Consider the following 15,843-nt stretch of genomic DNA (forward strand, 5'->3'; position numbering starts at 1 on the left):
GCCATGAATGCTGATACCGCAATTCGCATCATCGAGCCGCCGCCCTCCCGGGGGCAGCTGCTTTACGACGGCATCCGCAGCCTGCGCAAGCCCAAGCCGGACGCCGCGCCCCAACTGCCGACGGAGCGCCTGGTGCGCCCGGCGGTAGAGCTCAAGGCCGACGAAATAGCCCGTTACGCCCAGGCCTGCGGCTTTCGCCGGGAACACGGGGTGCCGCTGGCGTTTCCCCACACCCTGGCGTTCCCGCTGCATCTGTTGCTGCTGACCCGCCCGACGTTTCCCTATCCGGCCAGTGGCATGGTCCACCTGGCCAACCGCATCCGCCAGTACCAACGGTTGGAGGAGGGCCAGGCCCTGCGCCTGGAGGTGTTTGCCGAGCGTTGGTTGGCCCATCCCAAGGGCCAGGCGCTGTCGATTGCCACCCGGGCCCACAGTGGCGGCAGCCTGGTCTGGGAAAGCGACAGCCTGTACCTGCGCCGCGGTGTAGCCGGGCCCATCGGCGAGCCCTGGGAGGGCTTGTTGCAATGGGATGAGCAGGCCTTGGTGCGCACTCAGCGCTGGAGCCTGGGGGGCGATCTGGGCCGCCGCTTTGCCCAGGTCAGCGGCGACTTCAACCCGATCCATACCTCATGGCTGGGCGCCCGGCTGTTCGGCTTCCGCCGGCCCATTGCCCACGGCATGTGGACCCTGGGCCGGGCCCTGGCGGCCCAGCAACCGCCCCATCCACTGGCGGCGGCCCAACTGGACTGCGAGTTCAAGCTGCCGATCTTCCTGCCGGCGGCGGTGACCCTGTGGAATCGCCTGCCGGACGGCCCGCGCCATGAGTTCGAAGTGCGCAACAACGCGGGGGACAAGCCCCACATGCGCGGTCTATTTATCTGGGGAGCTCGTTGATGGCTGAGTACAGTTTCAATCCGGCGCCGGTACGCCGGGTGGCGATCCTGGGCGGTAACCGGATTCCGTTCGCCCGTTCCAACACGGTATATGCCAATGACAGCAACCAGGACCTGCTGGTGGCGGCGTTGCAGGGCCTGGTGGATCGCTACGGCCTGTCCGGCCAGCGCCTGGGGGAGTTCGCCGCGGGGGCGGTGATCAAGCATTCGCGGGATTTCAACCTGGCCCGGGAAAGTCTCTTGTCCACCACCCTGTCGCCGCAGACCCCGGCCTATGACCTGCAGCAGGCCTGCGGCACCGGGCTTGAGGCGGCGCTGCTGGTGGCCAACAAGATCGCCCTAGGGCAGATCGAAGTGGGCATTGCCGGGGGCGCCGACACCACCTCCGACGCGCCCATCGGCATTAACGAAGGCCTGCGCCGCACCTTGCTCCAGGCCAACCGCGCCAAGGGCACCGGCAACAAGCTGCGCAGCCTGCTCAAGGTGCGCCCGGGGATGCTCTTCAAGCCGTTGCTGCCACGCAACGGCGAGCCGCGCACCGGGCTGTCCATGGGCGAGCACTGCGAAGAAATGGCCAAGCGCTGGCAGATCAAGCGCCTGGCCCAGGATGAACTGGCCCTCACCAGCCACCACCAGTTGAATGCGGCCTACCAGCGCGGCTTCTTCGATGACCTGATCACCCCGTACCGCGGCCTGAAACGCGATAACAACCTGCGGGCCGACGCCAGCCTGGAGAAGCTCGCCGGCCTGGGCCCGGCCTACGACCGCCACAACGGCACCCTGACCGCCGGCAACTCGACCCCGCTCACCGATGGCGCCTCGGTGGTGCTGCTGGCCAGCGAAGACTGGGCGGCGGCCAACAACCTGCCGGTGCTGGCCTACCTGCGTACCGGGGAAACCGCCGCGGTGAACTTTGTCGACGGCAGTGAAGGGCTGCTGATGGCCCCGGCCTATGCCGTGCCGCGCATGCTCGCCCGGGAGGGCCTGAGCCTGGAGGATTTCGACTTCTACGAGATCCACGAAGCCTTTGCCGCCCAGGTGCTGTGCACCCTCAAGGCCTGGGAGGACGCTGATTACTGCCGGGACAAGCTCGGCCTAGACGGACCGCTGGGCAGCATCGAGCGCAGCAAGCTCAACGTCAACGGCGGCTCCCTGGGCTGCGGGCATCCGTTCGCCGCCACCGGTGGGCGGCAACTGGCGACCCTGGCCAAGGCGATCCATGAGCGCGGCGGCGGCCGCGGGCTGATTTCCATCTGTGCAGCAGGCGGGCTGGGCGTAACCGCCATCGTCGAAAAATAAAATAACAAGGAGACTGCCAATGAGTGTCGTGAGCCTGCAACCCGTCGAGCGTATCTGGCTGAACGCTTACCTGCCGGGAGTGCCCAGCGATATCGAAGCCGAGATCGACCGTTACCCGTCGCTGCGGGAAGTGTTCCTCGAACACGTGGACAAGTATCGCCAACGGGTGGCCTATGTGAGCATCGGCACCGAGATGGGCTACGACCTGTGGGAGAAGCGGGTATTCGCTTTCGCCGCCTGGTTGCAGTCCAAGGGAGTGAAGAAGGGCGACCGGGTGGCGTTGATGATGCCCAACTGCCTGCAGTACCCGATCTGCCTGTTCGGCACCCTGCTGGTGGGGGCCGTGGTGGTCAACGTCAACCCGCTGTACACGGCGCACGAACTGCGGCACCTGCTCAAGGACAGCGGCGCCGAGACCGTGGTGATCTTCGAGAATTTCGCCCACACCCTGGAACAGGCGATGCCGGGCAGCCAATTGAAGAACATCGTGGTGGCCGCCATCGGTGACCTGCTGGGCACCTTCAAGGGCGCAGCCCTGAACTTCGCCTTGCGCCATGTGCAAAAGCAGGTGCCGAAATTCAACCTGCCGGGGGCCATCCGCTTTCCGGCGATGATGAAGCTGGCCAGCGTGCTGGAGCACCGCCCGGTGGAACTCAAGCAGGACGACATCGCCTTCCTGCAATACACCGGCGGCACCACGGGCGATGCCAAGGGCGCCATGCTCACGCACCGCAACATCCTCGCCAACCTGATGCAGGCCAAGGCCTGGGTCGGTGACCAGCTGGACGAGAACCAGCAGGAAACCAACGTCACCCTGTTGCCGCTGTACCACGTGCTGTCGCTGACGGTGAACTGCCTGATGTTCATGTGCCTGGGCGGGCGCAACATCCTGATCGCCAACCCGCGGGATGTGAAGCGGGTGCAGATGATCCTGCGCAAGGAAAAGTTCAGCGGCATCGTCGGGGTCAACACCCTGTTCAACGGCCTGCTGGAGAACGAAGAGTTTCGCGGCAGGGATTTCTCCGACCTGAAGCTGGCGATTGCGGGCGGCATGGCCACCCACACCTCGGTGGCCCGGCGCTGGAAGGAAGTCACCGGGGTGCCGATCATCGAAGGCTACGGCCTGACCGAGTGCTCGCCGGTGGTGAGCATCAGCCCGATCGACATTGCGCGCATGCGCGAAGGCGATTTCACCGGGACCATCGGCGTACCGCTGCCTTCGACCTGGGTGCGCTTCGTGCGCGAGGACGGCCAACTGGCCGAGCTGGGCGAGGAGGGCGAGCTGCAGGTACGCGGGCCGCAGGTGATGAAGGGCTACTGGCAGCGCCCGGAGGAAACCGCCAAGGTTCTGGACCGCCACGGCTGGCTGTCCACCGGGGATGTCGGGGTGATGAACGAGCAGGGCTTCATTCGCCTGGTGGACCGCAAGAAGGACATGATCCTGGTCTCCGGTTTCAACGTGTACCCCAACGAGATCGAGGATGTGGTGGCCTTGCACCCCGGGGTGGCGGAAGTGGCGGCGATTGGCGTCGAGGATGATGTGACCGGCGAGAAAGTGAAGATCTTCGTCGTGCGCAAGGACCCGGCGCTGACCCAGGACCAGTTGCTGGCCCACTGCCGGGAATACCTCACCGGCTACAAAGTGCCGCGCTATGTAGAGTTCCGTACCCAAGAGCTGCCCAAGACCACCGTGGGCAAAGTCCTGCGCCGCGCCCTGCGCTGACCCGCAGGAGCCGGCTTGCCGGCGAAGAGGCCCCTGGGCCTTGCGCCGTTTCCGAAGGCGCCTTCGCTGGCTAGCCAGCGCCTACAAGGCGTTGGGCAGGCGGACCTGGCCCGGTTGCAGGCCGAACACTTCCACGCCCTCCGGGGTCGATTGGCCCACGGTCACCGGCACCCGCTGGCCTGGTTGATCGGCCGTTGCCCGGTATTCCACGCTCATGCCGTCGGCGTCGCGCTGGATCGCCGCAGGCGGCAGCACGATGGCCTGGTCGTTGCGGTAGGTGACGATGGTCAGCCGCGCGCTCATGCCCAGGCGCACCCGTTGCAGTTGTTCGCGGCTGAGCTTGGGCACCGACAGGGTCACCGGGAATTGCGCTCCGGCACCTGCGGTTTCGTTGGGCAGGGCCAGGCTGCTGACGATATCCACCACGCCTTCCAGGCGTTCACCATCAAAGCCATCACCGAGAATTTCCACGCGCTGCCCCTGGTGCAGTTGGTTGATGTCCAGCTCCGACACCTTGCTGACGATCTTCAGCTGTTCGATGTTGGCCAGGCCGAACAGCACTTGCCCCGGGCTCAGGCGTGAACCGGTCTGCACCGGACCGTTGGCGGCACCGGCGGTGTTCGGGCCCGCGCCGCCATTGGGTGGCGGCACCACGATGCCGGCAAAGGGGGCGACCACGTTCTTGTGCTCCAGCAGTTTGCGCAGGGCGTCGTACTTGACCGTGGCGTTGGTCAACTCCATTTCGGCAATCTGCCGGTATTCCCCCGTGCCCTGGTTCAGCGCCTGCTGCAATTCACTCTGGGCGGCGGCCAGGTCCAGGCGCTGCATCTGTGCCTGTTGCTCCTGGTCGTTGAGCTCGTTGCGCGGAATGATTCCGCGCTGGAACAGGTTCTGGCTTTCCCGCAGCTTGCGTTCGGTATTGGCCAGGGACATCTGCGAGTTGCGCAGGGTACGGCGGGCTCGGGTGACCACGGCGCCGTTGTTCCAGTCCTGCAGCTCCTGGACGGTGCGGCGGGCCTTGAGCAAGGTGGAAAGGGCTTCGCGCGACTGGATCTCCACCAGCCCCGGGTCCATCTGCAAAAGGACCTGGCCGGCCTCTACGCGCTGGCCCTGTTCCACCAGGCTGGCCTGCACATTGCCTTCGAACGGGGCGGTGAGGACCACGGTCTTTTGGGGTTCGATCTTGCCCACCAGGCCGATCTGGTGAGTCAGTACCGTGCCTTGCACGCTGACCCAGCGGGCCTCGCTGGCCGGAGTGCTGGCGGGGGACTGGAGGGTGACCAGGGCAGCGGCGCCCACGGCGAGGGCGACGGCCAGGGCCAGCGCTTGCAGGGTATGGCGACGGCGCTTGCTCGCCTGCGGCTTGTCAGAAGTCATTGAGCGCAATGTCCCAGCTCTCCAAAGTCATGCCCAGGGTCAGGTCCAGTTGCGTCTGGGCGTTCAGGTAGGCGATCAGCGCATTGAGCCGGGCATTCTCGGCGTTGCGCAGGTCACCCTCGAAACTCAGCACCTGGAAGTTGCTGGAACGGCCGGCACTGAGCTTTTCCCGTTCGATGTCCAGCTTGCGCTTGGACAGTTCGCTGGCGCGCTGGGCAATCTCGTACTGGCGCCAGCGGGTGCCCAGGTCGCGCACCACGTTGTTGACGTCACGCTCCAGCACCTGGCGGGCATCGGCCAGGAGGATTTCCTGGTTCTCCACATTGACCCGGGCGTGGACCTCGGCCTGGCGGGTACTCAGGTCGCCAATGGGAATCTGCACCTGGACCCCGGCGTAGCTGTCCCAGCGCCGGTCCGAACCGTTGCTGGTGTCATTGTCATAGCGGCTGCGGGTCTGGTTGGCCCCGGCCACCAGGGATACGTCCCAGCGCGACTGGTCCTTGGCGATCACCAGGTTCAGATCGGCCTGCTGGCTGCCCAGCAGGGTAGCCAGGTATTCGGGCTGCTGGATCTGCGCAAGCCGCAGGGCCTCGCGCTGGTCGATGCTGATCTTGGCCGCCTGCAGGGCCTCGCTGGCGTGGATCCGGCTGGACATGTCCAGGGCCAGCAGACGCAGCAGCGACAGGCGGTTGACGTCCACCTGGTTGCGCGCTTCCTCCACCCCCAGCTCCTGGCTGGCGATGTCGGCTTCGGTCTGCACGATCTCGAACTCGGCCATGCGCCCGGCGCTGATCAGCGCGCGGTTGACTTCCAGCAGGGCATTGGCGCGTTTGAGGGCTTCCTGGGCGATGGTCAGCTGTTCCTGGGAACGCAGCAGCTCGCGGTAGGTGGTAATGATCGCGGTGATGGTCTGGGCGACCCCGGCCTTGAGGTTGAGGCGGTTGCTTTGTTCGGTGATGCGCGCCAGGCGCAACGGCGCGGTGGTCACGTCCCAGCCGGCGCCGCGCAGCAATGGCTGGATGATCGCCAGGTCCAGGCCGTCGCTGCGCTGGCGGCCGGCCCGATCGGCTTTGTTCAGGTCCTGGATCCAGGCCATGCTCAGGCGCGTGCCGTACTCGCTCAACAGGCTGGTGGCCGGGGCCATGTTGAGGTTCTGCGTGGTGTCGCTGCTGCCCCGGGTGGTGCGGTAGTTGCCGGTGATCAGCAGCTTGGGGTTGAACACATCCTCGGCCACCCGCAGGTCGAACTTCTGCGCCACCCGCTGCAGGTACGAACTGCGGATGCTGCGGTTGTTGCGCAAGCCCAGGTAGACCGCGTCCCCCAGGGTCAGGTCGGTGACCTGCTGGCTGAGCAGGGCGCTGCGCGAGTAGTCGCTGCGCATGGTGGGAGCGGAGGGGCGATCCACCCGCTCATCGGCGCTGAGCGCCGGCAAGTACAAAAGGCACAGGCAGGCGAGTGTTCGCAGGCGCCAGTCATTCATCGCGCAACGCCTCCACCGGTTGCAGTCTGGATGCCGAAATGGCCGGGTACAGGCCGAAAAACAGGCCCACCAGCAGGGTGCTCCCGATCCCCAGCGGCAGTGCGGCTCCCGCCAGGGAGAAGTGCCAGCCGGACATCCGGGCGTAGATAAAGGCCGAGGCGACGCCCAGTATCGCCCCCGACAGGGCGCCGACTGCGGTCAGGCTAACCGCCTCCAGCAGGAACAGGTTGCGGATGTCCTTTTGCCGGGCGCCCAGGGCCATGCGGATGCCGATCTCGCGGCGGCGCTCCGAGACATTCATCAGCATCACGTTCATCACCCCCACGCCACCCCCCACCAGGGAAATGCCGCCCAGGGCCATCAGCAGGTAGCCAAAGGTGCGGCTCTGCCGGGTCATGCCGTCGATGATCTGCTGCGGGACCTGCACTTCCACCTCACGTCCGCGCAGGATCTTTTTCAAGGCCTGGGTCATGGCCGCGGCGACCTGCTCCATGTTCTGGCCACCGGCGACCCGGGTCACCACGTTGTCGATCTGTGGCGAAGGGAAAATCCGCCGCATGCTGCCCTGGGGCAGGAACACCGAGTCATTGGCCTGGATTGGCACCAGCACCGCGCTGGGCTGGTTCTGCAGGATACCGATGACCAGGAACAGGTAGTCGTTGATCCGCACCCGGTCCCCCAGTTGCAGCGGGGCCCCGGCGGCGCCCAGGGTCTGAGCCACCTGATGGCCGATCACCGCATAGATTTCGTTCTGATCGAAGTCCGAGAGAAAGCGCCCCTCACGCAACTGCAGACGCATGGCCGGCGCCAGCTCGGCGGTCGCGCCCACCACGCTGGCGTTGGCGGAGCGGCCATTGCGAATAAGCGTGGCGCTGAGCAACACCGTCGGGGCAATGTTGACCAGGCTAGGCACCGCCTGGCTCAGCGCCCGGGTGTCCAGGGCCGCGGGCAGCGGCGTGCGGCTGTCGGCGCTGGCGGGAAAGCGGGCCACCAGGGTGTCGGTGCCCATGTTCTGGAAGATCGCCGCGGCGTCCTCGGCGGCGTTGTGGCCGATGTTGATCAGTGCCACCACCGAGGAACTGCCGATGACGATGCCCAGCAGGGCCAGGATCGAACGCTTGCCCAGGGTGCGCAGGCTGACGAAGGCTTCGTGCAGCAGCTGGCTGGCGCTTTGCTCGACCTTGAGGCTCATGCCGGGCAGACCTCCTGCACCACGCCATTGGTGACACGGATCTGCCGTTCCAGGCGCTGGGCGATATTGGGGTCGTGGGTGACGATGATCAGGGTCACCCGACGCTCGCGGTTCAGCGCCAGCAGCAGGTCCATGATGTCCTGGGCGGTGTGGCTGTCGAGGTTGCCGGTGGGTTCGTCGGCGAGGATCACCGAGGGTTCGCCCACCAGGGCCCGGGCGATCGCCACCCGCTGGCGCTGGCCGCCGGAAAGGTCCGCCGGGCGGTGGTCGGCGCGTTGCCCGAGGCCTACCTGGTCGAGCATGTGCATGGCCCGCTCCAGGGAATCACGCCGGGCCACGCCGCGGTAGCTCAGGGGCAGGGCGACGTTGTCCAGGGCGCTGAGACGCGGCAGCAGGTTGAAGCTCTGGAACACGAAGCCGATCTGCTGGTTGCGGATCGCCGCCAACTGGTCGGGGCTGGCGCGGAAGATATCGTGGCCGGCAAAGTGATAGTCGCCGCTGTCGGGCAGATCCAGCAGGCCGAGAATGTTCAGCAGGGTGCTTTTGCCGGAACCGGAGGCACCCAGGATGGCGCAGCTTTCACCGGCCTCGATGCAAAGGGAGACGTTCTTGAGAATGTGGAGCGGTTGCTCCGCCAGCCGATAGCTCTTGCCTATGCCCTGCAGGGAGATAAAACCTTGCTCGATTATCGTCTCTGTCATCGCTTACCGCGCCGGCTGGCTCGACTGGCTGCTTGAACAACCACGGGGCGCAGGGATCACGCAACAGGGGTATTCAGGGGCAGGGCCAAGCTCTGGTTTTATTTATTATTTTAAAAACATTGTTTGAATAGTAACTGCGTTCATCCTGCCACGCCAGCCGTCTGAACCGGGTAATTGAGGGCTTTTTCCAGGTTTTTTTGCGGAGAAACCCGTGGGTCACAAAAAGGCCGGTGGCCACCGTGACGGTCCCTCGGGCGCTTGCTTTTAGGGCTTCTCGCAGGTATAAAAAATCAAATTTTTTTTTTAAACACTGTTCGAACGGTCAGTTTTTCATCCCAGCAAAGGTTAGTCCTCCATGGTCGCCAAGAAACTCAGTGCCCCCAATGTCACCAAGACCCGACTGCTGGAAGCGACCGAGGCATTATTTATCAAGTACGGCTACGACGCGGTGCTGCTGCGCCAGATCACCGAGCGGGCCAAGGTCAACCTGGCGGCGGTGAACTACCACTTCGGCGACAAGGATTCGCTGATGAAGGCCCTGTTGATGCAGCGCCTGGGGCCACTCAATGATCAGCGCCTGGAACTGCTGGCCAAGTGCGAGGAACAGGCCGAGGGCCCGCTGGACTGCGAAACCCTGCTGGGGGTGCTGTTCGCCCCGGCCATGGGCCTCGAGCGCAGCGACGAGAGTGGCGGCGTGGAAGGGCGCTCGTTCATCCGCTTCCTTGGCCGGGTCTACAGCGATACTTCGCCCTTTATCCAGGAATACCTCAAGGAGCATTACCAGCCGGTGTTCGAGCGCTTCTTCAAGGCCTTTGCCCTGGCTTTGCCGGACCTGCCGCGCAACGAGCTGGGGGTGCGCCTGCAATTTGCCCTCAAGGCTATTTCCGGCGTCATGGCCGGCACCGAGCTGCGCCTGCTGATGCAGGCTATGAGCCTTGGACGCCCGGCCACCGATGCTGAAGTCATGGCCAAGCTCATCAGCCTGGTGTCGGCGGCGATTCGCGCCCCCATGCAGGACCCCGATTCCGAGCAGGCCCTGGAGAAAGTCCTCGATACCCAGCGCCTGATCCGTCAGCAATCCCATTCCCTGGCCGGCTGATTCCCGGCTGAGCCGCCCGGCCCCGACAGCGCAGCAGGATCATTCGGAGCGTCAATGATTCTCGGGGCAGGTGCCCACATCTGCTAGGTTCTGCTCCTTGCATCTGCCTTGGAGCATTCGCCATGAGTTCCTCCCAACAGCATGTTCTGGCCGTCAACGGCATCGAGCTCAGTGTGCGGGTCAGCGGCCCGGAACACGGGCAGCCGGTATGGCTGCTGCACGGTTTTCCCGAGTGCTGGCATTCCTGGCGCCATCAAGTGCCGGCCCTGGTGGCAGCGGGGTTCCGGGTGTTCGTCCCGGAAATGCGTGGCTATGGCCGCAGCTCGGCTCCCGAGGCGGTGCAGGCCTACGACCTGCTGACCCTGTGCGCCGATATCCAGCAGGCCATGCACGCCTTCGGCCAGCAGCGGGTGTGCATCGTCGGCCACGACTGGGGCGCCCCCGTGGCCTGGCACCTGGCGCTGCTGGAGCCGCAGCGGGTGGCGGCGCTGGTGACCCTGTCGGTGCCCTTTGCCGGGCGGCCGAAACGCCCGGCCAGCGAGATCATGCGCCAGGTGCACGGCGAGCATTTCAACTACATCCTCTACTTCCAGCAGCCGGGAGTGGCCGAGGCGGAACTGGACGCCGATATAGACGCCAGCCTGCGCCTGTTCATGGGCAATGTCGGTGCATTGCTGCAACCCAAGCCGGCCGATGCCCGCTTGTTCGACGGGGTGACGGTGCCCGCAGGGTTGCCGCAGTGGTGCAGCGAGGAGGATTTCCAGGCCTATCGCCAGACCTTTGCCGGGCGCGGCTTTCGCGGTGCCCTGAACTGGTACCGCAATTTCGAGCGGACCTGGAAGCGCACCGAGTTCCTGGCCGATGCCCAGGTCCAGCAACCGACCTTGTTCCTGCTGGGCGACCAGGACCCGGTGGGTGTACTGGAAGCCCATACCCTCAAGCGCATGCCGGGCAAGGTGGCGGACCTTGAGCAGCACCTGCTGGCGGACTGCGGGCACTGGATCCAGAACGAACGGCCGCAGCAGGTCAATGCCCTGTTGCTGGATTTCCTGCAGCGCCGGTTCACCTAGGGAACCCGCCGCCCCGCAGGAGCTGGCGTGCCAGCGAACACGCCAGCAGGTGCGGCGCAAGGTGTTCGCCGGCAAGCCGGATGCTACGAGGCCGGGTGGTGCCAGCGAAGGGGGCCGATCAACCGAGCATTTCCCGCATCCGGTGCCAGAGCATGCCCAGGGCCAGCAGTGGTGCCCGCAGGGCCGGGCCGCCGGGGAAGGTCATGTGCGGCACGCCGCTGAACACGTCCAGGCCGCGACTGTGGCCGGCATGGATGGCTTCGGCCAGTAGCCGCGCAGTCCAGTGGGTGACGTTTAGGCCATGCCCGGAATAGCCCTGGGCGTAGTACACATTGGGGTACTGCGACAGGCGCCCGACCTGGGGGAAGCGATTGGCGGTGATGCCGATCTTGCCGCCCCACTGGAAGTCGATCGCCACATCCTGCAACTGCGGGAAGACCTTGAGCATCTTGGGTCGCATGTAGCCGGCAATATCCGCCGGATCACGCCCCGAATAGTGGCAGGCACCGCCGAACAGCAAGCGCCGGTCCGCGGTCAGGCGGTAGTAGTCCAGGCCGACTTTCTGGTCGCACAGCGCCAGGTTGTCCGGGATCAGTTGCCTGGCCCGGGCCTCGGCCAGCGGCTCGGTGGTGATGATGTAGCTGCCCGCCGGCAGCACCTTGCCACTGAGCCGCGGCTCGAGGTCTTCCAGGTGGGCATTGCAGGCCAGCACCAGGTGCCCGGCAGTGACGGTGCCGGTCGCGCAGCGCACTTTCACACTGTCGCCGTGGGTCAGTTCCAGCACCGGGCTCTGCTCGAAGATCCTCACCCCCAGGGACGCTGCCAGCCGCGCTTCGCCCAGCACCAGCTTGAGCGGGTGCAAGTGCCCAGAGCCCATGTCCACCAGCCCCCCGGCATACGCCGAGGAGGCCACCACCTGCTGCATGTCCTGGGGCGCCACCAGCCGAGTGGGGTGGCGGTAGCCCAGCCTGACCAGGCTGTCCTGCTCGGCCTGGAAGGCGGCGAACTGGGCCGGGGTGTTGGCCAGCTCACAGAAGCCCCAGCGCAGGTCGCAGTCGATGGCATGTTCGCTGATGCGCTGGCGTACCACCTCCACCGAGTCGATGCCGGCCTGCTCGAGGTATTTCACCCCTTCCTGGCCGACGTAGCGGGCAAAGCCTGTGACCTCGTGGCCAATGCCGCGGATCAGTTGGCCGCCGTTGCGCCCGCTGGCGCCCCAGCCGATGCGCCGGGCTTCCAGGAGGATCACCGAGAGCCCGCGCCGGGCCAGCTCGATGGCGGTGTTGACCCCGGTGAAACCGCCGCCGATCACGCAGACGTCGGCGCTCGGTTGGCCCTCCAGCGATGGGTAGCCGGGCAGGCTGCCGGCCGAGGCGGCGTAGTAGGAGCGGGCATGCCCGTTGGCGCTGCCCGAAAGGTTTGGCTGAATCATTTGTTGGACTTCACTTTGCTCCAGGAGCGGGTCATCAAGCGCATGATGGCCGGCGACTGGGTGGTGGAGATGTACAGCTTGTCGAGCACGGCCTGAGGTGGATAGACCTCGGGGTTGTTCACCAGGTCGGCCTCCATGTACTGCTGGGAAGCCGGGTTGGGGTTGGCGTAGCCGACATAGGCGCTGACCTTGGCGATCACTTGCGGGTCCAGCAGGTAGTTGATGAAGGCGTGGGCTTCCTTGACGTTGCCGGCATCGGCGGGAATCGCCAGCAGGTCGAACCACAGGTTACTGCCTTCCTTGGGAATCGAATAGGCGATGTTCACCCCGTTCTTGGCTTCCTTGGCCCGGTTGGCGGCCTGGAACACGTCTCCGGAGTAACCGAAGGCGATGCAGATATCACCGTTGGCCAGGTCCGAAACGTACTTGGAGGAGTGGAAGTAGGTGATGTAGGGGCGCAGGGTCAGCAGCTTGGCCTCGGCCTTCTTGTAGTCCTCGGGGTTCTCGCTGCGCGGGTCCAGGCCCAGGTAGTTGAGCACCGCCGGGAACACTTCATCCGGCGAGTCCATCATCGACACCCCGCACTGCTGCAGCTTCTTGAGGTTCTCAGGCTCCAGCAGCACCGCCCACGAGTCGATGTGGTCGATGCCCAGTACCTGCTTGACCTTGTCGACGTTGTAGCCGATGCCGTTGGTGCCCCAGAGGTAGGGCACCGAGTACTGGTTGCCGGGGTCGTTCTGCTCCAGCAGGGCCAGCAGCTTGGGGTCCAGGTTCTTCCAGTTGGGCAACTGCGAGCGGTCGAGCTTGAGGAACGCGCCTGCCTTCACCTGGCGCGCCAGGAAGTGGTTGGAGGGCACTACCACGTCGTAGCCGGTGCGCCCGGCCAGCAGTTTGCCCTCCAGGGTTTCGTTGGAGTCGAAGACGTCGTAGATCACCTTGACCCCGGTCTTGCCCTGGAAGTCGGCGAGGGTGGTCTGGCCGATGTAGTCGGTCCAGTTGTACACGCTGACACTGGGTTGTGCCTGGACGGCGGTGCTGCACAAGACCGCCAATGCTGCCGGGACCACTGCTTTCAAAAGACGCATATCGACACCTCTTCGGGTTGTTTTTGTTGATTGCAGAATGCGGGTTGTCAGACGCTGAGCAGCAGGAACTCGCGTTCCCAGGAGCTGATCACGCGCTTGAAGTTCTCGTGTTCGGCACGCTTGACCGCCACGTAGCCGCGCACGAACTTGCGCCCCAGGTACTGCTCGATGGTCGGGCAGTCCTCCATGTGTGCCAGGGCGTCCTCGATGGTGATCGGCAGGCGCAGGTTGCGCCGCTCGTAGGCCCGGCCTTCCACCGCGGCGCTGGGCTCGATGCCCTCGACCATGCCCAGGTAGCCGCACAGCAGGCTGGCGGCAATGGCCAGGTAGGGGTTGGCGTCGGCGCCGGGCAGGCGGTTTTCCACGCGCATGGCGTCGGGGCTTGCGGTCGGAACCCGCAGGCCCACGGTGCGGTTTTCCTCACCCCATTCGACGTTCACCGGGGCCGAGGTGTCCGGCAGGAAGCGGCGGAACGAGTTGACGTTGGGGGCGAACATCGGCAGCAATTTGGGGATGTACTTCTGCAGGCCGCCGATGTGGTGCAGGAACAGCTTGCTTTTCTCACCGTTGGCATCGACGAAGATCGGCTTGCCGGTGTCGATGTCCACCACGCTCTGGTGCAGGTGCATGGCGCTGCCGGGCTCGTCGGCCACCGGCTTGGCCATGAAGGTGGCGGTGACGTTGTGCTTGAGCGCCGCCTCGCGCAGGGTGCGCTTGAACACGGTGATCTGGTCCGCCAGGTCCAGGGCGTCGCCGTGGCGGAAGTTGATTTCCATCTGCGCCGGGCCGTCTTCGTGGATCAGCGTGTCCAGGTCCAGGCCCTGGGCTTCGCACCAGTCGTAGACATCTTCGAACAGCGGGTCGAATTCGTTGGCGGCATCGATGGAGAACGACTGGCGACCGCTTTCCGCTCGGCCGGAGCGGCCCAGGGGAGCCTTGAGCGGCAGGTCCGGGTCTTCGCAGCGCTGGGTCAGGTAGAACTCCATTTCCGGGGCGACGATCGGCTTCCAGCCCTTGTCGGTGTACAGCTGCAGCACTTTCTTCAACACGTTGCGCGGCGACAGTTCGATGGGGTTGCCGAATTTGTCGAAGGTGTCGTGGATGACGATGGCGGTGGGTTCGATGGCCCAGGGCACCAGGTAGATCGATGACGAGTCGGGGCGGCAGACCATGTCGATATCGGCCGGGTCCAGCAGTTCGTAGTACAGGTCGTCGTCGACAAAATCCCCGGTTACCGTTTGCAGCAGGACACTTTCCGGCAGGCGCATGCCTCGCTCATGCAGGAACTTGTTGGTGGGTGCGATCTTGCCGCGGGCAATGCCGGTCAGGTCGCTGACCACGCACTCTACTTCGGTAATCTTGTGATCTTTCAGCCAGGAGGAAAGCTGATCGAAAGGGGCGTTCATAAAGACCTCGATGATTGGTTTTATCTGCTCCGAGGTGAGCGGGAGTATCCCGGCAAGGCTTCCCCTGCGGCGCATTGGCGACTATCTTGGGCGAGCCTTGTTGTTCCATCTATCCACTTTAAGCAGAACCAAAACGCACCAAACGAGTGCGTAAGGTCCCCCGATGACAGCGTCCAATCCGCTTCAGGTCCAAGCGTTCAACACCTTCGATGTCGCCGATCAGATCCGTGCCACCCCGGGTTGGGTCCAGCATTACCAGCAGATGTCCCCTGGCCATTTCAACGGCCTGGTGCGCTACCTGGACCTGCAGGGCGTGGAGATCTACGAGGAATGCATGAATACCCGGGTCGAGCAGAATTTCAGTGCCCCCCAAGGCGCCCTGGCGTTCTGTTTCGACCGCAGCGACAACGCGCTGTACGTGCTCAATGGCGAGAGCCGCAATATCTGGATCACCCCGGAGAACTACCAGGAAGTGGCGGTGGTGTTCGGCCCCGAGTTCGTCCGCGGCCACGGCCTGGGTGTGGAGCGCCTCGACGGGCTGTTCATGGCGCCCCTCAACAGCCAGCAGAACGCCTTGTTCTGCCGCTGGCTGAGTTCGACCCTGACCCGCCTGTCCCAGACCCTCGACCCGCCCAGCCGCGAAGCCCTGACCCAGCAACTCCTGGAGGACTGCCTGTACATCCTCGACAACGCCTGCGTGCGCCTGGACCGCGGCGGCCTGCAACGGCGCAGCGAGGAGCGGGGGATCATGCAACGGGTAGCGCAGTGGGCCGCCGACGTGCCCGAGGAAACCCTCAACCTGCTGGAGCTGTCCCAGGTAGCCGGAGTGTCCCTGCGCCAGTTGCAGAGTGCGTTCAAGGCCTTTACCGGGATGGCCCCCAGCCAATGGCTGCGCCTGCGTCGGCTCAACAGCGCGCACCGCGAACTGCTCAGCCGAGGGTCGACTGAGACCACGGTGGCCGAGGTGGCGATGCACTGGTCGTTCTGGCACCTGGGGCGGTTTTCCAGCAGTTACCGGGCGCTGTTCAAGGAGCTGCCGAGCCAGACCTTGAAACGCAGTGCCGTGGCGCGTCGCTAGGGCGTGCG

13 protein-coding genes are annotated in these 15,843 nt (G+C 65.1%); 6 read left to right on the forward strand and 7 right to left on the reverse strand.

The genetic code is table 11. The features are described 5' to 3' along the window. Positions 1–3: 3 nt before the first annotated feature. From PFLCHA0_RS14925 to PFLCHA0_RS14935, 3 genes are read left to right on the forward strand one after another with little or no spacing between them, the layout of a single operon-like run. Positions 4–894: a MaoC family dehydratase gene (locus PFLCHA0_RS14925; protein ID WP_015635567.1), complete on the forward strand. Its 891-nt coding sequence runs from the start codon at positions 4–6 to the stop codon at positions 892–894. Next, positions 894–2,192 carry an acetyl-CoA C-acetyltransferase gene (locus PFLCHA0_RS14930; RefSeq protein ID WP_015635568.1) on the forward strand — a complete coding sequence of 433 codons (1,299 nt, stop codon included), beginning with the start codon at positions 894–896 and terminating at the stop codon, positions 2,190–2,192. Before PFLCHA0_RS14925 ends, PFLCHA0_RS14930 begins: the two co-directional genes overlap by 1 nt. A gap of 19 nt (positions 2,193–2,211) precedes the next feature. Continuing rightward, entirely contained in the window at positions 2,212–3,915 is a 1,704-nt protein-coding gene (locus PFLCHA0_RS14935) for a long-chain-fatty-acid--CoA ligase (protein WP_015635569.1), read from the forward strand. An 81-nt stretch (positions 3,916–3,996) separates the two neighbouring features. Here the strand turns inward: PFLCHA0_RS14935 and PFLCHA0_RS14940 are convergent, their stop codons facing one another. The 4 genes from PFLCHA0_RS14940 to PFLCHA0_RS14955 are packed head-to-tail and all read right to left on the reverse strand — an operon-like array spanning position 3,997 to position 8,665. Continuing rightward, entirely contained in the window at positions 3,997–5,292 is a 1,296-nt protein-coding gene (locus PFLCHA0_RS14940; protein WP_015635570.1) for an efflux RND transporter periplasmic adaptor subunit, read from the reverse strand. Beyond that, positions 5,282–6,772, reverse strand: coding sequence for a TolC family protein (locus PFLCHA0_RS14945; protein WP_011061234.1), 1,491 nt, complete (start codon positions 6,770–6,772; stop codon positions 5,282–5,284). The genes PFLCHA0_RS14940 and PFLCHA0_RS14945 overlap by 11 nt, the downstream gene beginning before the upstream one ends. Beyond that, complete coding sequence (locus PFLCHA0_RS14950; protein ID WP_015635571.1) at positions 6,765–7,964, reverse strand: ABC transporter permease; 1,200 nt, start codon at positions 7,962–7,964, stop codon at positions 6,765–6,767. The genes PFLCHA0_RS14945 and PFLCHA0_RS14950 overlap by 8 nt, the downstream gene beginning before the upstream one ends. Further along, on the reverse strand, positions 7,961–8,665 hold the full coding sequence (locus PFLCHA0_RS14955; protein ID WP_015635572.1) for an ABC transporter ATP-binding protein: 705 nt from the start codon (positions 8,663–8,665) through the stop codon (positions 7,961–7,963). Before PFLCHA0_RS14955 ends, PFLCHA0_RS14950 begins: the two co-directional genes overlap by 4 nt. A 355-nt stretch (positions 8,666–9,020) precedes the next feature. Between PFLCHA0_RS14955 and PFLCHA0_RS14960 the strand changes: the two genes are divergently transcribed. Both PFLCHA0_RS14960 and PFLCHA0_RS14965 read left to right on the forward strand, forming a co-directional pair. Further along, positions 9,021–9,764, forward strand: coding sequence for a TetR/AcrR family transcriptional regulator (locus PFLCHA0_RS14960; RefSeq protein ID WP_011061237.1), 744 nt, complete (start codon positions 9,021–9,023; stop codon positions 9,762–9,764). 122 nt (positions 9,765–9,886) lie between these two features. Next, entirely contained in the window at positions 9,887–10,834 is a 948-nt protein-coding gene (locus tag PFLCHA0_RS14965) for an alpha/beta fold hydrolase (RefSeq protein ID WP_011061238.1), read from the forward strand. Between the two features lie 118 nt (positions 10,835–10,952). Here PFLCHA0_RS14965 and PFLCHA0_RS14970 read toward each other — a convergent pair whose 3' ends face one another. From PFLCHA0_RS14970 to PFLCHA0_RS14980, 3 genes are read right to left on the reverse strand one after another with little or no spacing between them, the layout of a single operon-like run. Continuing rightward, positions 10,953–12,266: an NAD(P)/FAD-dependent oxidoreductase gene (locus PFLCHA0_RS14970; RefSeq protein WP_015635573.1), complete on the reverse strand. Its 1,314-nt coding sequence runs from the start codon at positions 12,264–12,266 to the stop codon at positions 10,953–10,955. Continuing rightward, complete coding sequence (locus PFLCHA0_RS14975) at positions 12,263–13,351, reverse strand: polyamine ABC transporter substrate-binding protein (RefSeq protein WP_015635574.1); 1,089 nt, start codon at positions 13,349–13,351, stop codon at positions 12,263–12,265. The genes PFLCHA0_RS14970 and PFLCHA0_RS14975 overlap by 4 nt, the downstream gene beginning before the upstream one ends. A gap of 47 nt (positions 13,352–13,398) precedes the next feature. After that, positions 13,399–14,757 (reverse strand): glutamine synthetase family protein, encoded by a 1,359-nt coding sequence (locus PFLCHA0_RS14980; RefSeq protein WP_011061241.1) that lies wholly within the window; start codon positions 14,755–14,757, stop codon positions 13,399–13,401. Positions 14,758–14,920: 163 nt separating this feature from the next. Here PFLCHA0_RS14980 and PFLCHA0_RS14985 point away from each other — a divergent pair, with 163 nt between their 5' ends. Beyond that, complete coding sequence (locus PFLCHA0_RS14985) at positions 14,921–15,835, forward strand: helix-turn-helix domain-containing protein (RefSeq protein WP_015635575.1); 915 nt, start codon at positions 14,921–14,923, stop codon at positions 15,833–15,835. Positions 15,836–15,843 lie beyond the last annotated feature (8 nt).

Origin of the sequence: Pseudomonas protegens CHA0 (genome assembly GCF_000397205.1) — a bacterium.
Taxonomy (GTDB): Bacteria; Pseudomonadota; Gammaproteobacteria; order Pseudomonadales; family Pseudomonadaceae; genus Aquipseudomonas; species Aquipseudomonas protegens.

Bases quoted from the DNA above. Each gene is read 5' to 3' on its own strand.
- PFLCHA0_RS14925 (WP_015635567.1), top strand. From the start codon at position 4: ATGAATGCTGATACCGCAATTCGCATCATCGAGCCGCCGCCCTCCCGG.
- PFLCHA0_RS14930 (WP_015635568.1), top strand. From the start codon at position 894: ATGGCTGAGTACAGTTTCAATCCGGCGCCGGTACGCCGGGTGGCGATC.
- PFLCHA0_RS14935 (WP_015635569.1), top strand. From the start codon at position 2,212: ATGAGTGTCGTGAGCCTGCAACCCGTCGAGCGTATCTGGCTGAACGCT.
- PFLCHA0_RS14940 (WP_015635570.1), bottom strand. From the start codon at position 5,292: ATGACTTCTGACAAGCCGCAGGCGAGCAAGCGCCGTCGCCATACCCTG.
- PFLCHA0_RS14945 (WP_011061234.1), bottom strand. From the start codon at position 6,772: ATGAATGACTGGCGCCTGCGAACACTCGCCTGCCTGTGCCTTTTGTAC.
- PFLCHA0_RS14950 (WP_015635571.1), bottom strand. From the start codon at position 7,964: ATGAGCCTCAAGGTCGAGCAAAGCGCCAGCCAGCTGCTGCACGAAGCC.
- PFLCHA0_RS14955 (WP_015635572.1), bottom strand. From the start codon at position 8,665: ATGACAGAGACGATAATCGAGCAAGGTTTTATCTCCCTGCAGGGCATA.
- PFLCHA0_RS14960 (WP_011061237.1), top strand. From the start codon at position 9,021: ATGGTCGCCAAGAAACTCAGTGCCCCCAATGTCACCAAGACCCGACTG.
- PFLCHA0_RS14965 (WP_011061238.1), top strand. From the start codon at position 9,887: ATGAGTTCCTCCCAACAGCATGTTCTGGCCGTCAACGGCATCGAGCTC.
- PFLCHA0_RS14970 (WP_015635573.1), bottom strand. From the start codon at position 12,266: ATGATTCAGCCAAACCTTTCGGGCAGCGCCAACGGGCATGCCCGCTCC.
- PFLCHA0_RS14975 (WP_015635574.1), bottom strand. From the start codon at position 13,351: ATGCGTCTTTTGAAAGCAGTGGTCCCGGCAGCATTGGCGGTCTTGTGC.
- PFLCHA0_RS14980 (WP_011061241.1), bottom strand. From the start codon at position 14,757: ATGAACGCCCCTTTCGATCAGCTTTCCTCCTGGCTGAAAGATCACAAG.
- PFLCHA0_RS14985 (WP_015635575.1), top strand. From the start codon at position 14,921: ATGACAGCGTCCAATCCGCTTCAGGTCCAAGCGTTCAACACCTTCGAT.